This is a genomic window from Pseudomonas sp. D47 (assembly GCF_045447305.1).
Classification (GTDB): Bacteria; Pseudomonadota; Gammaproteobacteria; order Pseudomonadales; family Pseudomonadaceae; genus Aquipseudomonas.
Genome location: NZ_JBJGXU010000199.1, coordinates 1 through 382, shown reverse-complemented (window position 1 = coordinate 382; position 382 = coordinate 1). Strand labels below are relative to the sequence as shown.

Here is a 382-nt window from a genome sequence, read left to right as displayed (position 1 = left end):
CACTGTGACTGTCCCAGCGCCAAGCGATGACGTGTTCATCGATAAGAGCACTCAGACGGTCAAGATCACCGACACCGCTGGCGGTAACTTCGAGAAGCTGGAAGTTGCAGGCAACGGCGCCACCACCACGATCAATGACACCATCGACAAGGTCGATGTAGTACTGACCGCGACCACCACTGTTGGCGAAGGCGGCAACATCGTCTACACCGCCAGCCTTGTGGATAAAAACGGCGCGCCGGTGATTAACATCACCAACCCGCTGACCGTCACTCTGGATAACGGTAAAACCATCACCATCGGTGTGAACCAGTCCAGCGGCAACGTCACGGTTGTAGCTCCAGATGATGTGTACAAAGGCGATCAAACCGTCACTACCGCC

General features: G+C 55.8%; 1 protein-coding gene. It reads left to right on the top strand.

Annotation, left to right across the window (positions count from 1 at the left end; genetic code table 11):
* On the top strand, positions 1 to 382 hold a 382-nt coding region (locus tag ACI77I_RS32230; RefSeq protein ID WP_407000260.1), incomplete at both ends, for an immunoglobulin-like domain-containing protein.